Source organism: Thainema salinarum CENA647 (assembly GCF_057732415.1).
In genome coordinates, this window is record NZ_JBYJZJ010000022.1 from 177,722 (window position 1) to 200,997 (window position 23,276).

The window sequence follows — 23,276 nt, forward strand, 5'->3', positions numbered from 1 at the left end:
AATGCGAATGAAATGGTCTATTTAGCAACCAAATGATTGTTTAATTTGCTCAGCGCCTGAACGTCTTAATCTTCAACTCTATTTGACAACTAACTGATTGTTTAACTCAATCAGTGCTGCCATTGTTTGCCCAGCCGAAATGCCGCCGTCATTGGTGGGAATGGTTTGATGCCAACCAACCGATAGATTCATGGCCTGGATCTGCTGAATGGCGCGGTTCAACAAATAGCGATTTTGAAAACATCCGCCTGTGAGAGCTACTTTCTGTAGTTCTGGATACCGCTTACATAAATGCTGAATGATTTCCACTAATGCGGCAATTAAAGTATTGTGAAATGTTGCTGCAGTGTCCGCCGTTGACCCTCGATTCGCCAGGTCATCCAAAATCGCCAGCACCATCGGACTCGGATCGAACTGAAGCGAAGAATCCGGCAAGTGATGCAGCGCATAGGGATAGATTTGATCTGTGGGATGGTCTATAGGATGCGCGATCGCAAATTCCAGCGCCATCGCCGCCTGCCCCTCAAAACTAGCCTGCTGGCAGAGTCCCAGTAGTGATGCCACCGCATCAAACAGTCGTCCCATACTGGATGTGAGCGGCGCATTTAAGCCTCGGCGCAGCATTTGGCGCAGCACCGTCTGCTCTTGAGCGGTAAACGCCTGGAAGCAGGGCAAATGCGAATAGTCAAACGCGCGATCGCCCAGGCAACTGTAGAGCAGCCCAATCGCCGATCGGCGCGGCTCCACCGCCGCCCGCTCACCCCCCGGCAGCGGAAACGGCTTCACTTGCCCCACCCGCTCAAACCCCGGCGCTGGTGCATTGGCCGACGGAATCCACAGCAGCTCACCGCCCCAAATCGTGCCGTCTAGCCCATACCCCGTGCCGTCCCAGGCAACGCCCAGCACAGGCGGCTGCCACTGGTTATCGACCATGCAGGACAGAACATGAGCATAGTGATGTTGGACAGGTATTAGTTTTGGAGCGTTATTTATTGCCTTAGCAAGCTGCGTCGAGTAGTAATCGGGATGGGCATCATGTGCGATCGCATCTACATCCGTGGGCTGCAAATCGTACAAACCACAGAGATGCTGAATTGTTTCTTTAAAGCGATCGCACCCTTGCGGTGTGTCTAAATCTCCCAAATGCTGACTGATTAAGGTTTGGCCATGCAGATGCAGGGCAACCGTATTTTTCAGGTGACTGCCAACGGCGAGAATAACAGCGTTTTTGCGTTGTGTAACACCCCGAACCGATCCCCCTAAATCCCCCTCAATAAGGGGGAACTTTGAGTCAGTTCCCCCCTTTTTAAGAGGGGCTAGGGGGGATCTCAACGCCGAACTAGAACCCAAAGTCTTCGTATCGTCAGGGAGCGGAACGTCCAGCATAACTACATCTTGTTGTCGTTCGGCGTTTGTGGCCCTCACCCTAAATCCCTCTCCCTGTGGGCTACTGCTTATACACATCCTGAATAGTCCTTCTAAATCCCAGACTGATCCCCCTAAATCCCCCTTAAAAAGGGGGAACTTTGAGCCAATTCCCCCTTTTTTAAGGGGGGCTAGGGGGGATCTCAACGTCGAAACGAAGTCTAGGAGACTTATGTATAAACAGTAGCCTTTTGGGAGAGGGACTTCCGGAGAATTGCTCCCTTCTCCCTGAGGGAGAAGGGCTGGGGATGAGGGCACAGGCGGCATCACCGGAAATGGCGCGTAGCCCCTGGCTCGCCGCAGCGTCACGGGCTGATCCTGCACCATCTGCACAATCGAATCGTCCACCGGACGGGCAATTGGGCGATTGTGTACCAGGAAACTATCGGCAATCTGGCCCAGACGCTCCAGAGCGTCCCGCTCATCAATACAAATTGGTTCACCGGACAAATTACCGCTCGTTGCCACAACGGGGCGATTCACCTCCGCCAGCAGCAAATGATGCAGCGGAGTATAGGGCAACATCGCGCCGATAGAGGGATTGCCGGGAGCTAACCCAGGCGAGAGCATTGCGCCATCCGTGCGCAAGGGCAACAGCACAATCGGAGCCGCCGCCGATTGCAGCACCTGCGCGGCGGCATCGGATACCTCACAGTAATCGCGCAGCATTGCCAACGACGGAAACATGATCGCCAGCGGCTTATCTGGTCGATGCTTCCGCTGTCGCAGCGTTTGCACCGCCGCTTCGTTAGTGGCATCCACCATCAGGTGAAAACCACCCAGACCCTTCAGCGCCAGGACTTGACCCTGTAACAGTGCCGCCGCTGCCTGCCGAAGCGCTGGATCAGATTGCTCTAAACAGTTACCTTCTCGATCCCACAGTTCCAGATGCGGGCCACAGGTGGGGCAAGCATTCGGCTGCGCGTGAAATCTGCGATCGCAGGGGTCTTCATACTCTCGCCGACAGTCAGGACAAAGCGGAAATCCTGCCATTGTCGTATGCGGTCGATCATAGGGTAGCGATCGCACAATGCTGAACCGGGGGCCACAGTGGGTGCAGTTGATAAACGGATAGCGATAGCGGCGATTCGTCGGCTCCCACATTTCTGCGAGACAGGTGGGACAGGTGGCCAGATCGGGCAGAATTAAAGCCGTTTTCGCCGCTGTTTCAGAAGACGGGAGGATTCGAAAGTCCTGATCGCCCATACTCTCTAACGGCGTGACCTCCACTCGCTGAAGCCACGCATGTTCCGGCTTCTCCGCCTCCAACCGCTGCTGAAACGATTGCAGTTGCGCCGCTGTCCCTTCAATTTCAATAAACACACCCTGCGCCGTATTCTGCACCCAGCCCGTCACCCCCACCGACCGCGCCAGCGTATACACAAAAGGCCGAAAGCCCACACCCTGCACAATCCCCTCCACATGAAGACTCAAACGCTGGCGAATATTTAATTTGGAACACGGTATTGTGACCATAACAACACCCTTCAGATCACTCTTAGGAACATGGATTTAATAAGGTGAAATTTTTGGGTAGGGACACGGCAATGCCGTGTCCCTACGGCTGGAATGATTGACAGGCTATTTAATTCACAATCCTTAATTAACCCAACAGGTTATTTTTTCGGAGGGGGGCTGGGGGACGCGACCGTCCTCCAGCGGGGCGTGGGGGCAAGCGCCCCCACAAACGGGGTTTTTCCCACACCTCAACTACATCAAGGTAAATCCGTGAACGGTGCGTTACGCTTCGCTTTAGCGTAGCCATGCCCGAAGGGCTATACACACCCTACAACGTTTATGAAATCAAGGTGGTTTTAGGCTTACGCTCAACCTGCCCAAGCTGACCCAGCAGATATTCATACCAATCGGTTAATCCTGCGCCTGTGCGGGCTGAGACTGCAAACACCTTGGCTTGTGGGGCGACTCGTTGAATATTGGAGAGGGCCAAAGTGCGATCGCAACCCACGGCTTCGGCAATATCCACCTTCGTCAGCAACACCACATCCGCACTCTTAAACGTGGCCGGATACTTCAGCGGCTTATCTTCTCCCTCTGTCGTAGACAGCAACACCACCCGCAGCGTTTCACCCAGGTCATAACTGGTTGGGCACACCAGATTACCCACATTTTCAATTACCAGCAGATCGAACTCCGGCCACTGGTCTAATCGGGTTAGCGACTGCGCCACCATTTCCGCTTCTAGGTGACAAGCATTACCCGTTGTAATCTGCACCGCTGGCGCACCTGCCTGCCGCAGTCGCTGAGCATCGTTGTCCGTCGCTAAATCGCCCACAACAACGCCCATTTTGAGAGACTGCGGCCCATCTTGAGGCGTTTGCGCGGCTAAATCTTGAGCTAAGCGTTCAATAAGCGCCGTTTTTCCGGCTCCTGGGGAGGAGAGAACGTTGAGGACTAGGACACCTGCTGCTTTGAATGATTGGCGATTTTGGGCGGCTAAGCGATCATTTTTGCTCAGGATGCCTTGATGAACTTTTAGGGTGTGGGAATGGTTGTGATCGGGTGGGTGAGTATGAGGGTGGATGGGTGGATGGGTAGATGGGTGATCGGGTGGGAGGGTAGGAGAGTGGGAGGGTGAATGGGTATGAGGATGATCATGCATGTGATCGTGGGCGTGACCATGCGTATCCTCATGTGAATGCGCGGGCATTTCTATACCGTCAATCGTCACCGCGCCAACTTGGCTACAGCCGCAGTCCTGACACATCTTAAGACACCTCCAACGATACAAGTTCTAATTCTTTGCCCTGCCGCAGTTCCGTCGCTAGCCCGTGACAGTGGGGACATTCATAGATGATGTCCGGTGGCTGAAAGTCGCGATCGCAAACGGGGCAATGACACACCGCAGGCACCGATTCAATGGTTAACTTGGCCGCTGCCGCCATCGTGCCCTGGGCCACCACATCAAAGGCAAACCGCAGCGCCTCCGGAATCACTCCCGACAGCTCACCCACCCGCAGCGTCAACTGGTGAATCCGCGTTGCGCCCTGCTGCTGGGCCGACTGCTCCGCCAGTTCCAGCGTGCTTTCCATGATGCTCACTTCATGCATTCGCGTAGCCTCCCATTGCAGAGGATTGCGTGTCTTCACACATCCGGCGTAACTGCGCCAGCGCTAGTCGTTTGCCCTCAGCCGTCACAGGCGACAGGCTTTCCGTAAACTCAAACTCAATCGCTGGAATCGTCAGCTGATACGCCACAGGTGTCGCGTCATAAAGCCACTTCGCTAAGGTCAGCAACGCCGAGGGCGTAGACGCATGGGTCGTAAACGGGTTTTGCTCACTCGGTTCAACCCGCGCCAGCGTGATATCCGATGAGGTGGTGACAGATGCGATCGCAGCATCTACGAAAATAATGGATTGGAAAGTTGCGATCGCATCCGCCAACTCCGGCGTCAACTGATGACAAGCCACCGCCTCCACACCAGCCAACCCCCAATCCTGCACCTCCTCCGCAATCTCATACCCCACCGCATCATCCCCCCGCAACGTATTGCCATACCCAACCACCAACACCCTCACCATCTCCTTACCCCCCTTACTCCCTACATCGCAACCACCACCCATCCCCACTCCCACCCCCTTTCTCACCTACTCCCTACTCCTTACCCATCCACTCATCTACCCATCCACCCTCCCACTCCCTCTCTCCCCTGCTCCCCCTCACCTAGCAATACTCCACCATCACCTCCTTCTGCCCCGCCCTCAGCACATCGACCAGCGTTTCAACCAAACTGCGCCGAATCGAGATGTTCTTGGGCAGCAGCGGATTTTGATAGAACTCATTGATGCTTTGGCCAACCAGAAAGTGAATCGAATCCGCCTGCAAAATCTCTTTGCTGAGCAAGTAGGCACCGTTATTGTCAAACTGAAGCTGGCTCACATCACAGTGACAGTTGCGGATATACTCCGTCGCCTTCGAGAGCGTCAAAATCCCTTCCGTGACCAAATCCACGCAGCTCAACATGCCAATGGGTGGCAGTTCCCGCCGCATGGTGGACAAATCCATGTCGATCATTTCGCCCAGGAAATTTGCCACGATGTTGCCAGTCGTACCGCCGCAAATCACCTTGCGCCCTTCAAACTCCAGAAAGCGGCTGACGTAAACCTCATCCTGCTCCGCATCCAGCGGTGGCCCCGTAAAAATCAGCAGCGGCTTGCGTTGGCGAACATACACCCCAACAAACGTGGCATCATCCCCGGTTGCGCCTTGATACAGCTCATGGGTATGCCGAATCACCTCGCGAATAATGGTGCGAGCCGTGTGAGCGCGATTCACCAACACCTGCTCAATATGACTCGCGATATTCTCCCAGCCCCAGCCAAAATTCAGCGTAATGCCCATGCCCGCATAAAGCACCCCGTCACTAATCGCGCCCAGAAAATCGCCCCGTTGCAGATAGCCTTCACCAATTTGGATTTTACGACCGAGGATTTCCTGCGTTTTCAGCTCTAGCTTGACGGCCTTACCCTGGTGGAAATAGAACGGAGCCGGATTGTCGAAATTAATCACGCGAAAGTGGTTACTGGCCGGATTAATCCGCAAAATCGTGAACGTGGAGTAGGCAATCTTTCGCACCTGACAGATCGGCAGCGTCGCAATTACTGTCTTCAGGACTTCTTCCAGCGGCACATCCGCATTCAGCATCGTGATCAGAATTTCGGTGGTGAGCGTGGCCAAAATATTTGCCTTCACGCCGCTGCCCAAACCGTCTGACAGGACGATAATCACCTGATCATCGGTTTTTAGGTACTTCACCTTGTCGCCGCACAGCTCTTCGCCTTGCTTATTCAAACTGCTGACTGCAATATCGAGAAAATTGTCGGCTTCCATCACAGCAGTCAGAGGCGAAGAACGAACGGTGGCATCCACATCGACATCGGCCCGTGTTGAAGACAAAATCTGTTCCATGTCACGGCTGCTCATCGGGATTCAACAACGGCAAAGAATCGCTCGTTTCCTGCTGTAGCATCTGAATAATCTTCAGCAGGCTGACCTTGGTTTCGGCGGTCGTTTCGCCCAGCAGTCCGGCGATCTCCTGCACCACTTTCATTTGGTGATCGACGACTTCGTTAACCTGCTTAATCGTCTCGTGCTTCAGTTTGGTGAGCGCCTGCTTTTGCGCTAGCTGATGGCTGAAGTCGGTCATGATGCAGGCAATGATGCCCTCATCTGCAATGGAGAAAATCACCTGGTTGAGCAACAGCAGCGGCTGCGTATACTGCTTGAGCTGATTGCGAATCACCGTGCCCGTTTCCCACACCCGCTTAAAGTCGCTGACATCGTCTAAAATCGTTTCCGCTGGCTGACCGATGGCATCATCTGGCTGAATGCCAAACATCTCACAAAAGGCCGGATTCACCAGCTTGATATACAGATCGGCATCCACCACGATTAGACCATTGGGGTCATATTCCCAGAGGAGTTGCCAGAGGTGATTGGGTACGTTAGCAGTCACGGTAGGTATCAGCATGGTGCAACAAGCTGAGAATGGGGACTGGAAGCATTAAATCGGGTAGGGGCGAATGGCCATTCGGTATGCATTGAGCGTGGCACTTTGCTAGATCCCCCTAAATCCCCCTTAAAAAGGGGGAACTTTGAGCCGAAGTTGGAATAGCCCCTTTTTTAAGGGGGCGGCGACAGCGGGGGATCATACAGCTACGCTAAACGCATACGCCATTCGCCCCTACCCCTAACCTAAACCGCCGACAGAGCTGACTGAATTTCCGGCAGAATTTCGGCTTCAAACTTAGATTCGACATTTTGAGGGCTGATGTTGGAAAAGCAGGTGTCGTGGAACTTCATGACGATGCCTTGGCTACAGGTTTCCAGACAGAATGACCCCTTCAGCTCAATCTCCTGTTCAAGACCGTGCTTTTGGATGAGGGCTTGCAGCTTGGGCAGTACGTCATAGACACCCAGTTGATGACAGGCCGATCCCATACAGAGAAATAAGTTTTCTTTGGCCATCTGGCTCTTCCCTCCCTAGTAGCAACATGGGCAGATTTGGAGAAGTGCGATCGCACCTCTCTTCCTCTCTCAGTTAATCGCGATACATCTCTTTCGCCACCGAACCATCCGGCTTCACCAGTTGAATGTGCAACGGCATTTGGCCCACCGCATGAGTTGAGCAGGAAAGGCAGGGATCATAACAGCGGATGCCTGCTTCGACGCGGTTCAAGAAGCCTTCGGGAATTTCTTCGCCATGAATGTAGTGCTGGGCAATCTGGGTGACGGTTTTGTTCATGGCCAGATTGTTGTGTCCGGTGGCAATAATCAGGTTGACCTTTTTGATTAGGCCATTTTCATCCACCTGATAGTGATGGAAAAGCGTACCCCGTGGTGCTTCGCTGACACCGATGCCGACCAGGGAATTCACGCCCGCTTCGGAACGAACTCGGCTAGACATCATATCCGGATCATCCATCAGCACCTGAATTTTTTCGAGACAGGCCAGAATCTCAATCAGCCGCGCATAGTGGTAGAGGAACGACGAAGTGGGTACGCCGCCCGCATACTCCCGAAAGGCTTGCAGTTCGGCATTGGCGCTGGGAGTGCCAATGTGGCTACAGTTGTTCAACCGCGCCAGTGGCCCCACCCGATAGATGCCGCCGGGATAGCCCAGGGGTTTGTAATAGGGGAATTTCAGGTACGACCAGTCTTCCACCGCCTCACCCAGGAAGTCCTGATAGTCATCCTCACTCAGGTGATCGGCGACGATATTGCCGTTGCTGTCGGTAAAGCGCAGATAGCCATCGTAATGCTCCCACTCGCCGTCTTTACCAACCAGGCTCATGAACAGCGACGGGAATTCGCCAAACACGTTCACTTCTTCCTGCATCGGGCCGTTGATTAGCCCTTTGAAGATATCCAAGGCTTTGCGGACGGTAGCAAGGGATTCCGGTAGCCGATCGACAATCCAGGCCCGACCCTCTTCGCTCAGCGGGGAGCGGACTCCACCGGGCACCGTCCAAGCGGCATGAATCTTGCGCCCACCCAGGATTTCGATGATCTGTTGACCAAACTGACGCAGGCGAATGCCCGCTCTGGCCAGTTCTGGATCAGCGGCGATCAGTCCAAACACATTGCGCTTGGCCGGATCGCTGTCCCAGCCGAGTAGAAAATCGGGACTGCTCAAGTGGAAAAACGAAAGGGCGTGCGACTGGGTAATTTGGGCCAAGTTCATCAAGCGCCGCAGTTTGTCTGCCGCGACTGGCACTTTCACCGCCAGGATTTTATCGCCCGTTTTGGCAGCACAAATTAGGTGGCTCACGGGGCAAATCCCGCAGATACGAGCCGTAATTCCAGCCATTTCGGTGAAGGGGCGGCCTTCGCAAAATTTCTCGAATCCCCGATATTCCACCACGTGAAATTGGGCTTTATCGACTTCTCCGGCATCGTTGAGAAAGATGGAGATCTTGGCGTGACCCTCAATCCGAGTGACAGGATCAATCACAACCGTTTTAGACATTTCGTAAACCTCCCTTCACCCCTGGTCAAACACGGGGTATGGCTTGTGGGCATAGCTTGTGGGCATAGATAGATCGGCGAGCCGCGGTTTAGTCGTCGTACATGCGGGCTTCCGGCGCGTCGGGATGCTCGTCTACATATTTCTGAAAATTAGATGTCGGCGACGCTTGATGCTGGTGGGATACCTCAGCTCGCATTTCTTCAACGGCATCCCAGGCGGCGGCACATTCCGGTGAGTCCGCTCCTTTTTCGGCTTGGATGCGATGGGCTTCTGCGATCGCATCATCGAGTTCGGCTTGGAATTTTGTACTGTCAACGCTCATGGCCAGGTCTCCTTCGCTTCTCCCAGTCAAGTGAAATCAATAAATTAACTAAATTAACCAAATTTGATCATGTCGCGGCCTACCATTTCCGGTGTTTGACCCTGGAGCAGCGGTTCCAAGGTGGCGCGAATCCGATCTGCTGAGGGTGGACAACCGGGCATGAAAATATCAATGGGTACGACTTCATGCACTGGTAAAACGCGATCTAGCAGTTCCGGCACGATGCCCGGCGCGTGGGGTAAATGGGGATTTTCGTCCGCCAGTTCCAAATAGCCGCGCTCTAGAACGGGCTTAGCGCCCTCCCGCAGCAGGTTCCGCATGGCGGGCACGTTGGCCGTCACCGCGCAGTCACCAAAGGAAATCAGCAGTTTGGTGCGGCGGCGCACGTGGTAAATCAGCTCCAGGTTTTCTTCGTTGGCTACTGCGCCTTCCACCAGGCAAACATCCACGCCTTCGGGATACTCTTTCAGATCCGATCCGACCGGACTGTAGACCACATCTACTAAACCCGCCAGCTCAATCAAAAACTCATCCAGATCGAGAAATGACATGTGGCAACCGGAACAGCCCGCTAGCCAAACCGTGGCAAACTTTATCTTGTCCATTCGTGTTTCTCCCGTGCGGTGGATAGGAAAGCGAACTTGTCGCGATCGCGGATTTTTTCGCCTGTGGTTTCGCCCTTGTGGAAAATCGATCCGGTGGGGCAGGCATCGACGCATTTGCCGCAGGAGGTGCAGGCGCTGACATCGCCCCAGGGCTGATTCAGACCGGAGACGATGTAGCAAGCCGCGCCCCGATTGGCCACATCCCAGACATGTGCCCCCTCAATCTCGTCGCAGACGCGGACGCAGCGGGTGCAGAGGATGCAGCGGTTGTGGTCAATGCCAAACAGGTCGTGGGACAAATCGACGCCCCGATCCGGGAAGCGATAGGCAAAGCGGGAGTGATCCATGCCGACTTCGATGGCGACATCTTGCAGTTCGCAGTTGCCGTTGGCGACGCAGATTGAGCAGACGTGGTTGCCCTCAGCAAAAATCAGCTCGACGGCCATGCGGCGATACTCTTGCAGCTTGGGCGTTTGGGTATGCACCACCATGCCTTCGGCCACTTCGGTGACGCAGGCGGGCAAAAGTTTATTGCTGCCTTCGATTTCCACCAGGCAGAGACGGCAGGCTCCCACAGAGCTGACCCCTTCCAAGAAGCAGAGGGTCGGAATCCGTACGCCCGCTTCTTTGGCGGCCTCCAGGATAGACGCGCCTTCTGCGATCGCAATATCCTGATCGTCAATTTTGAGTGTTTTAACTGCCATACCATTTCCCCTCAAACGTTTAATTAGAGATTGCGATCGCATCTTCCACCACAACTTACCTAAATCTTGACCTCCTCATGCGTCCAGTCTGAGGCATGACCATTGTGACCATTGCTCAGTTGCAGCGCCTGATTCAGATCGAGCACAGCCACAGGGCTTTCCCCTTCAAAGGCTTGGATATACAGCTGCTTCAGGTCTTCAATCAGCGGATAGCGGGGATTCGTGCCCGTGCATTGGTCGTCGAAGGCTTGCTCGGCCATATCCTGCACCATCTGGTAAAAGTCTGCCGTCTTAGCCGGAATCACATCGCGGATGGCGGTGGGAATGTCAACAGCAGCCTTAAGCTGCTCAATGGCGGCGATTAAGCGATCCACTTTTTCATCCTCGTCGGCTCCACCGAGCTGCAGGTAATCGGCAATCCGGGCGTAGCGCCACTTGGCATTGGGATACTTGTACTGCGGGAAGATGGCCTGCTTAAACGGCGCATCGGTGGCGTTGTAGCGGATGACGTGGGAAATCATCAGCGCATTGGCCAAGCCGTGGGGAATGTGGAACGTGGAACCCAGCTTGTGGGCCAGCGAGTGGCAGATACCCAGGAAGCCGTTGGCAAAGGCCATCCCCGCCATCGTCGCTGCATAGTGAACCTTCTCCCGCGCCTTCGGATCGTTGGCTCCGTTTTTGTAGGCACTGGGCAGATATTTGAACAGCAGGCGAATCGCTTCTAGGGCTTGCCCATTCGTGAATTCCGAGGCACAGACCGACACATAGGCTTCCAGCGCGTGAGTCAGCGCATCAATGCCACCAAACGCCGTCAGCGACTTGGGCATGTTCATCACCAACTGGGGATCAACAATCGCCATGTGCGGCGTCAGCGCATAGTCGGCAATGGGATACTTGATCCCCGTCCGGTTGTCGGTCACAACGGCAAACGGCGTCACCTCGGAACCCGTGCCAGAAGTGGTCGGAATGCAGACCAGCGTAGCTTTTGCGCCCAGCGTCGTCGGGAACTCATACACCCGCTTGCGGATATCCATAAACCGCATGGCCATCCCTTCAAACTCGATGTCCGGCTGTTCATACATCAGCCACATCACCTTGGCCGCATCCATCGGCGACCCGCCACCAAAGGCGATGATCACATCGGGATTGAAGCGGTTCATCAGCGCCAAGCCCCGATTCACGGTATCGAGCGAGGGATCGGGTTCGACATCGTAGAAGATGTCGTATTTGATGCCGATGTCGTCCAGCACGGCTTCCACGGTGCGGGTCATGCCCAGCTCATAGAGCGGTTTGTCGGTCACGATCAGTGCCCGCTGTTTGCCCGCCAGATCCCGCAGTGCCACAGGTAAGCAGCCGTACTTGAAGTAAATCTTGGGCGGAATACGGAACCACAGCATATTTTCTCGCCGCTCGGACACGCTCTTGATATTGAGCAGGTGCTTTGGCCCCACGTTTTCGCTGACGGAGTTGCCGCCCCAGGTGCCGCAGCCCAGGGTGAGCGAGGGATCGAGCCGGAAGTTATACAGGTCGCCAATGGCTCCTTGCGAAGACGGCGTGTTGATTAGCACCCGGGCCGTCTGCACCGCCTGCTCAAACTTTTCAATCCGCTGCTGATTGGCGGGCGCGGTATACAACACCGACGTGTGGCCTCGACCACCCAGATCAACGAGCCGTTGGGCCTTACTGACCGCATCATCAAAGGACTTGGCTCGGTACATGGCCAGGATCGGCGATAGCTTTTCATAGGCAAAGGGTTCATCGTGGTCAATTGCATCCACTTCGCCCACCAGCACCTTGACGTGATCCGGAATCGTAATTCCTGCCAAATCTGCAATGCCGGATACCGATTGACCCACAATTCCGGCATTTAAGCGTCCGTTGACGATAATCTGCTGGCCTACCTTTTCTTTTTCATCGGTAGTCAAGATATAAGCACCGCGATCGCACAGTTCCTGTTTCACTTCATCGTAAATTTCATCGACGACGACGATGGACTGCTCCGAGGCGCAGATCATGCCGTGGTCAAAGGTTTTACTGAGCAGAATCGACGACACCGCCATCTTCAGGTGAGCCGTTTCGTCAATCACCGCTGGCGTGTTGCCTGCGCCAACACCCAAGGCCGGGTGGCCTGAAGAATAAGCTGCTTTCACCATGCCGGGGCCGCCCGTCGCCAGAATCAGCTTCACTTCCGGATGCTGCATCAGCGCCTGAGACAGCTCAATCGTCGGATCATCCATCCAGGCGATAATATGCTCCGGCGCACCCGCTTCTACTGCCGCTTCGAGCACGATGCGAGCCGCTTCCGCCGTACAGCCCTTGGCGCGGGGATGGGGCGAAAAGATAATGGCGTTGCGGGTTTTCAGCGCCAGTAATGCCTTGAAAATCGTCGTCGAGGTGGGATTCGTCACCGGGATGATTCCTGCTAGAACCCCAATCGGTTCAGCAATTTTCTGGAAGCCGTAGGTGTTATCTGTTTCAATGGCTCCGCAGGTCTTCTCGTTCTTGTATTTGTTGTAGATGTACTCAGACGCAAAGTGATTCTTGATCACCTTGTCCTCCACGATGCCCATCTGAGTTTCAGCGACAGCCAGTTTGGCCAGAGCGATACGAGCATCATTCGCTTTGAGCGCCGCCCGCTTGAAGATTTGATCAACTTGGTTCTGAGTAAAGTTGGCATATTGCGCCTGCGCCGCTTTGACTTGAGCAACCAGGGCATTGAGATCGTCGATAGTGTTGACCTTCATGATTAAAGAATCCCGTTTTAGCGATAGGCGTTGAAACAACGCTGGATATATCGAACGCGAAAGGTTGGTCGTGCGTATCGTAAAGGCGAGTTTTGTGGATTAGATGTCGATCGAAATTCCCATTCATGGGCTAAACTCGCCCCTACCAGGCGTTTCGTAGGGGAAAACAGTTAGGAGGCTGAAACGGTCGCGGCATCGGCAGATTTGCCGTTATGCGTGGCGTCTAAATAGGCAGGCGATCGCAACAGCACTTGATATTCTTCGGGGAAGAAGTGCAGCGTACTCAAAATCGGGTTGGGAGCCGTCATGCCTAAGCCGCAGAGGCTGGTTTCTTTCACCATGTAGCAAAGGGCTTTCATCCGCTCCAGCTCCGCTTCGGTGGCGTCTCCATTCACCAGCTTGGTCAGCATGGCGTAAAGCTGCACCGTCCCCGTCCGGCAGGGAACGCACTTGCCGCAGGTTTCCCCCCGGCAGAACTCCATATAGAAGCGAGCTACCTCAACCATGCTGGTGGTTTGATCCATCACCACCATGCCGCCAGAACCCATCATCGAGCCAATCTGCATCAGGGAGTCATAGTCCACTGGCGTATCTAGCATGGAAGCCGGAATGCAGCCACCGGACGGGCCGCCTGTCTGCACCGCCTTCACTTCGCCATCGGGCACGCCGCCGCCCATTTCCTCCACAATTTCCCGCAGCGTGATCCCCATCGGCACTTCAATCAGGCCATTGTTGAGAATCTTGCCTGTCAGCGCAAAGATTTTGGTGCCCTTGCTCTTTTCCGTACCGATGCTGGCGTACCAGTCAGCGCCTTTCTGGACGATAGTGGCGATATTGGCAAAGGTTTCGACGTTGTTGATCAGCGTTGGGCAGTCCCACAAACCGGACTGAGCCGGATAGGGCGGACGGGGACGCGGATTGCCGCGCTTGCCTTCAATCGAGAAAATCAGCGCCGTCTCTTCGCCACAGACAAAGGCACCTGCGCCAATCCGAATGTCTACCTTGAAGTCAAAGGGCGAGTCAAAAATCTGGCTGCCCATCAAGCCATACTTTTTCGCCTGCTGAATCGCTTTTTGCAGCCGCTTAATCGCCAGGGGATACTCGGCCCGCACGTAGATGTAGCCATGATTAGCCCCAATCGCATAGCCTGCGATCGCCATTCCTTCCAGAACCAGGTGGGGATCGCTCTCCAAAACGCTCCGATCCATAAACGCACCGGGATCGCCCTCATCCCCATTGCAGATAACGTACTTCTGATCGCCAGGCATTTTGGCCACCGTCGCCCACTTCAGCCCCGTGGGATAGCCACCGCCGCCCCGACCGCGCAGACCGCTGTTGCTGATTTCCGCCACCACCTCTGCCGGCGTCATCTCATACAGCGCTTTATACAGCGACTCGTAGCCACCCACGGCGATATACTCTTCAATCCGCTCCGGATCAACCTTGCCGCTGTGCTTCCGCACAATTTTCTGCTGGCGAGCAAAAAATGGATGCTGCGGATCACCCTTAATCGGCTTCGCTTCACCACCATTTAGAGCACCGATGATACTGGCCGCATCCTCCGGTACGACTTCCTCATACAGATCATCACTGGGATCAACCTGCACCAGCGGCCCTCGCCCACAGAACCCCATGCAGCCCACGCCCACCACTTCAATGCGATCGCACAATTCAGCTTCTTCCACAGCCGCCTGCATATTCGCCATCACCGCTGTGGACTGGGCAGCTCGACAACCTGTGGAGGTGCAGCAGTGAACTCGAATCGGCTTTTGGCGCTCTCTCTCAGCCGCAGCAACTTCTCTTAATTCGGTTAAATCCATAATCAAAATTCTCCTTGTTCACCGTTGCAGACTCATCATGTCGAGAATCATGCCGATAGGTGGGGTTGGTGTCATAACGTCAGCCGTTCGCGTTGATGCAGATCGTCTTGACTCGTTTTCTTGACTCGTTATTCCTGCTCCCAGGCTTTGACCTTCGCCAAAGCAGTATTGGCATCCAACTTGCCCGCCACTGTGCCATCAAATACAGCCGCCGGAGCAATACCACAGGCTCCCAAGCAGCGGGCCGCCATCAGCGAAACCTGACCATCCGGCGTGGTTTCTCCAGCCTCGACACCCAGCTCAGCCTGCAGTGCATCCATCACCTTGCCGCTGCCTTTGACATAGCAGGCGGTGCCCATACAGACGACGCAGCTATGGGCACCGCTGGGCTTCAGCGAAAACAGATGGTAGAACGTGGCAACGCCGTACACCCGGCTCAGCGGCAGCTTCAGGCCCTGAGCGATATAGGCCAGCACATCTTCTTCGAGATAGCCAAAGGCATCCTGAGCCGCATGTAAAACTTCAATCAAGGCATCCCCTCGGTGTTGATGCCGCTTCATCGTCATGTCGAGCCGCTTAAAACGACGATCGGCAGCAGGCTGTTCCGACGTTGTCTTAGCCTTAGTTTTGCCTGTGGGCGTGGTGCTAGAGGTGGCAATCATAAACATTTCCTCATTAAGCAACGAAGGGAGCAGGGATGAAGGAGCAGTCAGACTTAAGCAATTATTTACATTTGAAACGCAGGCTAAAGCCAAGATTGGATCACCCCAATATCTCCGAATCTGAGCTGTTAATCGTCTTAAAGCGAGCATTGACAAGACACGAATATTCTAATCGCCAACTAAAGCTCTAAAGAGTACCAACTGCCTTAAGAAAAAATAAAATCTGAACTGCTTTTTGTGAATCAATGCGTGACATTTAACTGGCCCAAAAGTGAGCAATCTGCTCTTCTATTCAGTCGCTTTTCTATCTAATTGCGATTGCATCAATGTCAGGATGATGTCAAGATTTTGCTACAGCGACTTTTGCTCAATTTGTGTTGTTTTAGTCTCTCTTCAGATCCTTGACCCAATTCTAGTCTGCCCATATTTTTGATACTCACCAACACGTGTCAATCTATGATTCATGCGGAATTTGATATCAATACTGAGAAAGCTGAGCAGAGAAATAGCCAAATTGTTTAAGTCCATTTAGCTCCATCAAAGGGCTATTTTTATGAACATATTTTCCAAGCTGATTTTTGTTCAGAAAATGTTGTTTTAGTCTCTCTTCCAAACTGTTCCTACAACCTCACGGTATCTGATTTATCACGGCGTATGTAGACAAGTTTTACAGAACTATAAATTGTTAGGGTTATGTGAGGTCTATCTGTCATCAGATCGTTAAGTCGCGCGAGTAAAACCCTTCATAAAGCCTTCGGCAATAATTTTTAAGGCACCGTAAACTCCTATAGCTCAAATCGTGAAATCTAGACGAATCAACCGTTTTACGGTTCTCATTCGCCTAACGCTACAGCAGATTAAAAGATGTGGCAGTGTAGGAAAGGAAACACGCCACTCTCGTACAGCGTCCAGTGGGTTGGGTGGCATGAACTCCTAGGGGAATTCACATCACCCAACACACTGGGGCCAACCACTAGCTTTGCTATCCGGATTTATTAACTGGGTTTTACTTATGCGCCGAGGACGTCGTTGGTTTATTGGACTCGCTTTTGCCACGCTGCTGATTGTAATGACAGGATCTTGTGCTTTGTCTTTCTTGCAGCAAACCGACCGCTTACCTGTGCAGCAGGTGTATACCGTTCGGCAGGATGTACTTGTGATCGCAGTTGAAAATGGTGAAGTGAACTATGCCGAACAGCTTCCCTATCAGCCTCAGCCCGGCGACCAGCGCCCGACGAAAGATGACCAGCTACAGCCACAGGTTCAGCGTAACGGCCAAACGATCGGCACGCTGATTGGTAAAGATGAGGATATTTTGTATACCTATGACCGGGTGGAAGGTGAGTTTCTCAGTCCCAACTGGGCCGATCGCACCAGTAGCTATCAGATTGTTTCCCACACTGATCCGGCCTACCGTCAACCGATGACACCCACAGCGGTCTACCGTAAAACTCGCCCAACCGACTGGGCACAAACTGGGCCAAATACACATGAATGGCCGCTTGAGCACCGCATTTACTTACAGTTGCCCACCGATCTGACACCGGGCAATACCTATGATGTGCAGTTTCAAGACGGGCGCTTGCAAAACATCACGTTTGACTATCAGCCGCAGTCTATCCGTAGCGAAGCGGTGCATGTCTCCCAAATTGGCTTTCGGCCCGATGATCCGGCAAAGGTGGCGTTTCTCTCCCTCTGGATGGGCAACGGCGGCAGCTTAGGCTATCCAAACACGCCATCATTTTCCTTGGTTGACGAGGCAACCGACCAAGCAGTCTATACCGGACAAGCCCAGCTGACGCATCGAAAAGACGCCAAGGAAGATCCGCGCGATCGCAACTATACCCTAACGGATGTTTATACCCTCGACTTTAGCGAGTTCAACCAACCGGGCGAGTATCGCGTTTGTGTCGATACCGTGGGCTGCTCGTTCTCCTTTCCCATTGAAATGGGCGCTTGGCAGCAGGCATTTGTCACCTCTACGCGCGGTCTTTATCATCAGCGCAGCGGCATTGAACTCGGCCCACCATACACCACGGTTAAGCGCCCTCGCCCCTTCCATCCTGATGATGGCGTCGCGGTGTATCAGTCCGACGCGAAGCTGATGGACACCAATATGGGTATTGGTGAGCAAAATGCCTTTGCAGCCCTCTTAGAGGGTAAGACGAATGAGGTTGTACCCAATGCCTGGGGTGGCTATTTCGACGCTGGCGATTGGGATCGACGGATTCAGCACTTGCAGATTCCCCGGCTGCTGTTTGAACTGGCGGAGCAGTTTCCCAATCAGCTCAGCTCAATCAGCCTGAATATTCCTGAATCAGACAATGCCTTACCGGATGTAATTGACGAAGCGCTTTGGAGCCTCGATTTCTTTAAACGACTACAAACGCCCGATGGGGGTATCCGTGGAGGCATTGAAACAGCAGAACACCCCGAGTATGGCGAAACTAGCTGGCAGTCTTCGTTAGACGTGATGGCCTACGCGCCAGATATATGGTCAAGCTACATGTATGCGGGTGTTGCAGCGCGCGCCGCTCACTGGCTCCAGTCACGACAGCCGGATTTAGCAGCGGAGTATCAAGATAGTGCGCAACGGGCAATGGCCTACGCCGAACAGGTTTATCAGCAAGAAGATTACGCTGATGATTACCGGATTCGCGATGAACGCAACCTCGCAGCCGTCGAACTGTATCGCCTGACGGGTGATAATCTCTGGCACGGTATTTTCCTAGAAACAACGGTGTATACCGATGCCGATGTGCCGACGCGCGAGTGGAGAAGCCATGATCAACGAGATGCGGCTTATGTGTATGCTCAGCTCGAACCTGTTGCCGGCGCAGAAGCGATTCACGAGCACGCCTACCAAGCCCTCCTGCGAGAAGCCGATCAGTTGGTGAAATTTGGTCAAGATACCGCTTTCCGCTGGGTGAAAACGAATCCTTATGCTCCCATCGGCTGGGGTCAAAGCATCGGTACCCCACAAGTCCTGCCGATTCTACGTGCCCATGCTCTGACTCAAGATGACAAGTATCTAAAGGCCGCACTTCTCGGCACCCAATTTGTCGCTGGTGCCAATCCCCAAAATCTTGTCTACACAACGGGTTTAGGTCAGCAGAGTGTGCAGCATCCAAACGCTATCGATCAGCGCGTTATGGGCGAACCACCACCGCCCGGCATCACCGTCTTTGGCCCTCTGGATTTGACTCAGTTTGGTGATTATTGGACGGTTCAGCTATTTGAAGATGAAACCTTTCCTGACCCGCGAGAATGGCCAACCGCAGAAGCTTATTTTGATGTCTACAAATTCTTGGCCGCCACCGAGTTTACGGTGATGGATACCATCGCGCCCACGGCTTACACCTGGGGCTATTTGGCGATACGTGGATAAAGAGTAGCGACTACCGCAACACCTGACGGTGCTTGAGCCGATTCATGACGCGTTCGCAGCTTTGTAGTGCTTCCTGGAAACCGGATTTAAGCTGTACAGCCCGATCGTAGGAAACTACTGCTTCTTCCAGTTGACCAATCTGTTCCAACATGCGACCGCGATCGTGCCAAGCCCAACAGTTTTCAGGCTGGAGTTCCACCACCTGGTTATAGGCGGCCAGTGCGTCCGCATAGCGGTCAATCTTTTCCAGCACCGAGGCTTGCTTGTACCAAGCTAGGTGATCCGAGGGCTGCAAGCGCGTCACCCTAGCGTAGGAAGAGACAGCGGCTTTAAGCTGGCCCAAGTTCTCCATTGCCATACCGCGCATCAGCCAAGCCAGCGAGTTATCTGGCTCCTGCTCAATCAGCTGATCACAAGATGCGATCGCATCTTCGTAATGCTGCAACTGATAGAGCTGCTCGACCCGTTCTAGACGGTTCAGCAAGCGCTTACGGCTATCGATGGCTAGTTGAAAGTCGGGCTTAATCTGCACCGCTTTTGTGTAAGCGGCGATCGCGGCTTCCTGATTCTGTAACTGTTCCAAAACCTGACCGCGATCGTGCCACACCCAGTAGTTATTGGGCTGGAGGCGGGTAACTTCCCTATAGGCTGCTAAAGCTTCTTGCCAGCGTTCGAGGACTTCCAGCGCTTTGCCCTGCCGATACCAGGCCAGATAGTCATTGGGACGCAACCGAATCACTTGCTGATAGGACTCTGCGGCGCTGGCATACTGCTGCATATTTTCCAGTGCGATCGCTTGTTTAAACCAGGCCAAGTAGTCCTCTGGCCGCGCCTGGGTAATCCGCTCATAGCAGGCCAGCGCCGCCCCAAATCGCTGACTCTGAAACAGCTCGTCACCCCGCTCCATCCAGACCAGCAGATGGCCCTCCGACTGGTTGAACACCACGCTGCCCTGATACAGTTCCAGCGTCTGCTCATCCTCTGATGCAGCCTCATCCAGCCCAATATGCTCCAGTTCGGTATCTTGCTCAGATTCATCAGTTGAACAGACAGCCGCTAATGGCGGCGATACCGCTGGTGCGATCGCAATAGTTTCATCAGCCTCAAATTCATCATCGTCCTGAGCTTGACGTAGGGCAAAGAGCGCTTCTGCGGCTGACGAATACCGCTGGCGAAAGTCATAGCGCACCATGCGGTCGATAATGTCAGCCAGCCAGTCGCTGACCACGGCCTGATCGCGCCACAGAATTTCGCTGGTGCGCACATCTTTCTTCAGCGTTTTGGGATCAATTCTCGTCAGCGCCTGAATCGCTAGCATCCCCACCGCATAGATATCACTACTCAAACAGGGCTGCCCCGCTAGTTGCTCATTCGGCATATAGCCCAGTGAACCGACGGCGATGGTAATACTTACCTGACCCTGCTCTTGTGCGATCGCAGATAAATGGCCCACCTGTTTGACAGAGCCAAAGTCAATCATCACAATCTTTTGATCCACTTGTCGCCGAATCAGATTCGACGGCTTGATATCGCGATGAATTACCCCCTGCTCATGCACAAAGGCCAATGTACTCAGCAAATCGTCGAGCACATCAATCACTTTGGCCTCGCTCCAGCAGCGGCCCGAACCCAATTCTTGGCTCAGCAGTTGGCCTTCAATCAGTTCTTGGGCCAGATAAAACTGCTGATTTTCCTCAAAGTGCGCTAGCAGCCGGGGAATGCGATCGTGACTGCCCAATGCATATAGCGCCTGCGCCTCTGTATCGAATAGACGACGGGCTGATTGTAATGTAATCGGATCTGCAACCTTCGGTTTCAGTTGCTTGATGACACATTTCGGACAGCCTGGTAAGTGGATATCCTGAGCCAGATAGGTCTGCCCAAAACCTCCACCTCCCAAATATTCCTGAATTTGATATCGTCCACCAATTGTGTCACCCAGCATAATATTCAGCCTGACGCATCCCTAAGCTAAACAGCACCGTGTTTACATCGAATCTTGTGTATTTCGACGTTTGCGCATAAACGAGCTTCCGGGGGCCTGAAATTCATCACTACCGCAGAATTCGGCAGTTCGACACATAAAAGTCTACTTCAATCGGATTCTGCATGATTGTAGATGCGCACTCAATTAGATCGAGGCTAAGGTTATAGACAACGTAGTAGCCACAACCTATTTACATGGTGATGATTGATACGTCTTTGTTGCTGTGATCTGAATTCGCCACTCTTTCAGACGAGTGTCAACCAAGACGAACCTTTGTTATCCAGTGTTCCCAACTGCAAGTTTGGTCTGTCATCCGGCTAGCTGTAGTGTGTAACAATTTTGTGAAGAAACGATACACCCCATGAAGTTAAATCGCACCGTATCGGTTAATACCCACCTTTTATAACGACGAACATAAACTTGTGTAAAATATTCGGAGCGATTAGGTTAACTTTTGCAACAAGACGAGTAGTCGAGTTCGCTATTCGTCATTCGTCAATCCAGGACTAGGTAATAAGGAAACGACCGCCATGACGCAGCAACAACTCTCTAGCCAATCAAGCCGAACAACCGCAAATTCTCACCATATCGTGATTGTAGGTGGAGGGTTTGGCGGACTCTATGCAGCGAAAGCGTTAAGCGGTTTGCCTGTCCAAATAACCCTAATCGATAAGCGCAATTTTCACCTCTTCCAGCCGCTGCTCTACCAAGTGGCAACAGGCGGACTGTCTGCAGGTGATATTTCTTCGCCAATTCGTGCTGTCCTGAATCATCACAAGAATGTGCAGGTGCTGATGGGTGAAGTTATCGACGTTGACGCCGATGAGAAGAAAGTTATTCTCAAAGATGGCAAAGAGGTGAGCTACGACAGCTTAATTCTGGCAACAGGCGTTAGCCACCACTACTTTGGCAACGATCAGTGGGCCGACGTTGCACCAGGCATGAAAACCATCGAAGATGCCTTGGAAGTCCGTCGCCGCATCTTCTTGGCATTTGAAGCAGCTGAAAAGGAAACAGATCCGGAAAAGCGCAAAGCCTTACTAACCTTTGTCGTCGTGGGTGGTGGCCCAACGGGAGTTGAGTTAGCTGGTGCTTTAGCTGAACTTGCCTATGGGACTCTGCGCGATGATTTCCAGTCGATCAACACGTCCGAAACGCGCATTTTGCTCTTAGAGGGAATGGATCGGGTGTTGCCTCCCTATCCACCCGAACTATCAGCAGAGGCTGAAAAATCACTGGCTCAACTTGGCGTCACGGTGCAAACGCGATCGCTAGTGACCAATATTGATGGCGATGTGGTCACGATCAAACGGGGCGATGATGTTGATGAGATGCGCTCCTGTACAGTTCTATGGGCAGCTGGCGTTAAAGCATCCCCCATGGGCCGCAAGCTTGCTGAGCGGACGGGAGCAGAACTGGATCGAGTTGGTCGCGTCATTGTGAGTCCTGACTTGAGCTTACCGACCTACCCCAATATTTTTGTGATTGGCGACTTGGCTCATTATGCTCATCAGGACAATCGTCCACTACCCGGTGTGGCTCCGGTGGCAATGCAGCAAGGTCAATATGTTGCGAAGGCAATTCGCGCTCGGCTGAAAGGTGAACAAATTCAGCCCTTCCACTACAACGATATGGGCAGTTTGGCCGTGATCGGTCGCCATGCTGCTGTGGTCAATATGAAAGGAGTCAAGATGAAGGGCTTCTTCGCTTGGCTGATCTGGATCTTTGTTCACATATATTATCTAATTGAGTTCGACAACAAGCTGCTGGTTATGCTCCAGTGGGGCTGGAACTACTTCACCCGCAAGCGGGGCGCACGCTTAATTACTGGCGACGACGAGCTGCCTTCTATCCCCGATCAGAACATTCCCGATAAAACGGAATCACGATTGACAGAATCAGTGGCCAAGGTTTAGCAACGTTAAACGGATTAGCAGCGCTGAGCGCTGTTGCATACCCAGAGCGATGCACAGAATACCCTAGTCCAAGGGCAAGGAATCTGAGATTTCTTGCCCTTTCGTTAATCTGGAAACCGAGAGGAGTGATTTTGCCGCCGCGATGCGGCGGCAAAATCACTCCTCTCGGTTTGACTGTCCTGGTACAGTTAAAGTGGTCTTGCATTGGGCTTGCAC

17 protein-coding genes are annotated in these 23,276 nt (G+C 53.4%); 2 read left to right on the plus strand and 15 right to left on the minus strand.

Annotated features, from left to right (window positions below; translation table 11 throughout):
* Positions 1–78: 78 nt before the first annotated feature.
* From hypF to hoxE, 14 genes are all read right to left on the minus strand, one after another.
* A complete protein-coding gene (hypF, locus tag AC286M_RS07520; protein ID WP_488203789.1) occupies positions 79–2,901 on the minus strand; it encodes a carbamoyltransferase HypF in 2,823 nt (940 codons plus the stop codon).
* A gap of 319 nt (positions 2,902–3,220) precedes the next feature.
* The gene (gene hypB, locus AC286M_RS07525) at positions 3,221–4,150 is read right to left on the minus strand and encodes a hydrogenase nickel incorporation protein HypB (protein WP_488203790.1); all 930 of its coding nucleotides are present in this window, start codon (positions 4,148–4,150) and stop codon (positions 3,221–3,223) included.
* A 1-nt stretch (position 4,151) separates the two neighbouring features.
* Positions 4,152–4,493, minus strand: coding sequence for a hydrogenase maturation nickel metallochaperone HypA (gene hypA / locus AC286M_RS07530; protein ID WP_488203791.1), 342 nt, complete (start codon positions 4,491–4,493; stop codon positions 4,152–4,154).
* Positions 4,486–5,031 (minus strand): hydrogenase maturation protease, encoded by a 546-nt coding sequence (locus AC286M_RS07535; protein ID WP_488203792.1) that lies wholly within the window; start codon positions 5,029–5,031, stop codon positions 4,486–4,488. Before AC286M_RS07535 ends, hypA begins: the two co-directional genes overlap by 8 nt.
* A gap of 76 nt (positions 5,032–5,107) precedes the next feature.
* Positions 5,108–6,352 carry a SpoIIE family protein phosphatase gene (locus AC286M_RS07540; protein WP_488203793.1) on the minus strand — a complete coding sequence of 415 codons (1,245 nt, stop codon included), beginning with the start codon at positions 6,350–6,352 and terminating at the stop codon, positions 5,108–5,110.
* Position 6,353: 1 nt separating this feature from the next.
* Positions 6,354–6,914 carry a PAS domain-containing protein gene (locus AC286M_RS07545; RefSeq protein ID WP_488203794.1) on the minus strand — a complete coding sequence of 187 codons (561 nt, stop codon included), beginning with the start codon at positions 6,912–6,914 and terminating at the stop codon, positions 6,354–6,356.
* 224 nt (positions 6,915–7,138) lie between these two features.
* A complete protein-coding gene (locus AC286M_RS07550) occupies positions 7,139–7,411 on the minus strand; it encodes a (2Fe-2S) ferredoxin domain-containing protein (RefSeq protein ID WP_488203795.1) in 273 nt (90 codons plus the stop codon).
* Between the two features lie 73 nt (positions 7,412–7,484).
* Positions 7,485–8,912 carry a Ni/Fe hydrogenase subunit alpha gene (locus AC286M_RS07555; RefSeq protein WP_488203796.1) on the minus strand — a complete coding sequence of 476 codons (1,428 nt, stop codon included), beginning with the start codon at positions 8,910–8,912 and terminating at the stop codon, positions 7,485–7,487.
* A gap of 88 nt (positions 8,913–9,000) precedes the next feature.
* Positions 9,001–9,234, minus strand: a complete 234-nt coding sequence (locus AC286M_RS07560) for a CP12 domain-containing protein (protein WP_488203797.1) — start codon at positions 9,232–9,234, stop codon at positions 9,001–9,003.
* A gap of 53 nt (positions 9,235–9,287) precedes the next feature.
* Positions 9,288–9,839, minus strand: a complete 552-nt coding sequence (locus AC286M_RS07565; RefSeq protein WP_488203798.1) for an NADH-quinone oxidoreductase subunit B family protein — start codon at positions 9,837–9,839, stop codon at positions 9,288–9,290.
* Positions 9,827–10,543: a bidirectional hydrogenase complex protein HoxU gene (gene hoxU / locus AC286M_RS07570; RefSeq protein WP_488203799.1), complete on the minus strand. Its 717-nt coding sequence runs from the start codon at positions 10,541–10,543 to the stop codon at positions 9,827–9,829. The genes AC286M_RS07565 and hoxU overlap by 13 nt, the downstream gene beginning before the upstream one ends.
* 59 nt (positions 10,544–10,602) lie before the next feature.
* Entirely contained in the window at positions 10,603–13,287 is a 2,685-nt protein-coding gene (adhE, locus tag AC286M_RS07575) for a bifunctional acetaldehyde-CoA/alcohol dehydrogenase (protein ID WP_488203800.1), read from the minus strand.
* A gap of 170 nt (positions 13,288–13,457) precedes the next feature.
* The gene (locus AC286M_RS07580) at positions 13,458–15,107 is read right to left on the minus strand and encodes a NuoF family protein (protein WP_488203801.1); all 1,650 of its coding nucleotides are present in this window, start codon (positions 15,105–15,107) and stop codon (positions 13,458–13,460) included.
* 128 nt (positions 15,108–15,235) lie between these two features.
* Positions 15,236–15,769, minus strand: a complete 534-nt coding sequence (gene hoxE / locus AC286M_RS07585; RefSeq protein WP_488203802.1) for a bidirectional hydrogenase complex protein HoxE — start codon at positions 15,767–15,769, stop codon at positions 15,236–15,238.
* 1,069 nt (positions 15,770–16,838) lie between these two features.
* Between hoxE and AC286M_RS07590 the strand changes: the two genes are divergently transcribed.
* Positions 16,839–19,157 (plus strand): glycoside hydrolase family 9 protein, encoded by a 2,319-nt coding sequence (locus AC286M_RS07590; RefSeq protein WP_488203803.1) that lies wholly within the window; start codon positions 16,839–16,841, stop codon positions 19,155–19,157.
* A 10-nt stretch (positions 19,158–19,167) separates the two neighbouring features.
* Here AC286M_RS07590 and AC286M_RS07595 read toward each other — a convergent pair whose 3' ends face one another.
* Positions 19,168–21,102: a tetratricopeptide repeat protein gene (locus AC286M_RS07595; RefSeq protein WP_488203804.1), complete on the minus strand. Its 1,935-nt coding sequence runs from the start codon at positions 21,100–21,102 to the stop codon at positions 19,168–19,170.
* Between the two features lie 572 nt (positions 21,103–21,674).
* Here AC286M_RS07595 and AC286M_RS07600 point away from each other — a divergent pair.
* Positions 21,675–23,060, plus strand: coding sequence for an NAD(P)/FAD-dependent oxidoreductase (locus AC286M_RS07600; RefSeq protein WP_488203805.1), 1,386 nt, complete (start codon positions 21,675–21,677; stop codon positions 23,058–23,060).
* Positions 23,061–23,276 lie beyond the last annotated feature (216 nt).